Raw genomic sequence first — 1,766 nt, 5'->3', positions numbered from 1 at the left:
GCGCCCTACACGCTTACACCAGGTATTCCATCACCTGGCCCAGCTACCTTCCTGCGTCACCCCATCGCTTACCTACTACAACCGGGGTCCTGTGCAGCCGTCATTCCCCTCACCCGAAGGCTCAGTAAAACAACATTTGGACAGTTAGCACAACTGATTCAGCATTGGGCGCGGATACACGGGTACGGGAATATCAACCCGTTGTCCATCGACTACGCCTGTCGGCCTCGCCTTAGGTCCCGACTCACCCTGGGCGGATTAACCTGGCCCAGGAACCCTTGGTCATTCGGCGGACGAGTTTCTCACTCGTCTTTCGCTACTCATGCCTGCATTCTCACTCCCGTGGCCTCCACAGCTAGTTCACACTGCTGCTTCCACGGCCACAGGACGCTCCCCTACCCATCCCAGCACCTGGCCCTTCTCCGAAGAAAAGGACGGGCTATTGCTGGAATGCCGCGGCTTCGGCGGTGTACTTGAGCCCCGCTACATTGTCGGCGCAGGATCACTTGACCAGTGAGCTATTACGCACTCTTTCAAGGGTGGCTGCTTCTAAGCCAACCTCCTGGTTGTCTAAGCGACCCCACATCCTTTTCCACTTAGTACACGCTTAGGGGCCTTAGCCGGCGATCTGGGCTGTTTCCCTCTCGACTACGAAGCTTATCCCCCGCAGTCTCACTGCCACGCTCTCACACACCGGCATTCGGAGTTTGGCTGACTTCGGTAAGCTTGTAGGCCCCCTAGGCCATCCAGTAGCTCTACCTCCGATGTGAAACACGTGACGCTGCACCTAAATGCATTTCGGGGAGAACCAGCTATCACGGAGTTTGATTGGCCTTTCACCCCTACCCACAGCTCATCCCCTCAGTTTTCAACCTAAGTGGGTTCGGGCCTCCACGACGTCTTACCGTCGCTTCACCCTGGCCATGGGTAGATCACTCCGCTTCGGGTCCATAATGTGCGACTAAATTTCGCCCTATTCAGACTCGCTTTCGCTACGGCTACCCCTCGACGGGTTAACCTCGCCACACACCGATGACTCGCAGGCTCATTCTTCAAAAGGCACGCCATCACCCCACACAATCAAGATTGCGAAGGCTTTGACGGATTGTAAGCGCACGGTTTCAGGTACTATTTCACTCCCCTCCCGGGGTACTTTTCACCTTTCCCTCACGGTACTAGTCCGCTATCGGTCACCAGGGAGTATTCAGGCTTACCGGGTGGTCCCGGCAGATTCACAGCAGATTTCACGGGCCCGCTGCTACTCGGGTATCTTCTACGAGAGCCGTTGAGTTTTCGTCTACGGGATTATCACCCTCTACGACAGGCCGTTCCAGACCACTTCGACTAACACAACGGTTTCTTACTCTCGCTTGATCCGGCAGAATCAAGAAAGAAGACCCCACAACACCGCATACACAACCCCTGCCGGGTATCACATGTACACGGTTTAGCCTCATCCGCTTTCGCTCGCCACTACTCACGGAATCACTGTTGTTTTCTCTTCCTGTGGGTACTGAGATGTTTCACTTCCCCACGTTCCCTCCACACACCCTATATATTCAGATGCGGGTAACACGACATCACTCGTGCTGGGTTTCCCCATTCGGAAATCCTCGGATCTCAGCTCGGTTGACAGCTCCCCGAGGCTTATCGCAGCCTCCTACGTCCTTCATCGGCTCCTGGTGCCAAGGCATCCACCGTACGCTCTTAAACACTTACTAACAAAGATGCTCGCGTCCACTGTGCAGTTCTCAAACAACACACCC

General features: G+C 55.3%; 1 rRNA gene (running past one end of the window). It reads right to left on the bottom strand.

Annotated features, from left to right (window positions below):
- Window positions 1–1,721, bottom strand: a 23S ribosomal RNA gene (locus ACWFRF_RS34825); it reaches 1,489 nt to the left of the window's first position.
- Between the last annotated feature and the right edge of the window lie 45 nt (window positions 1,722–1,766).

The sequence above is a fragment of the Nocardia sp. NPDC055165 genome (genome assembly GCF_053606985.1).
Note: the sequence above shows the minus strand (reverse complement) of the source record. Positions and strands in the feature narration are given on the sequence as shown.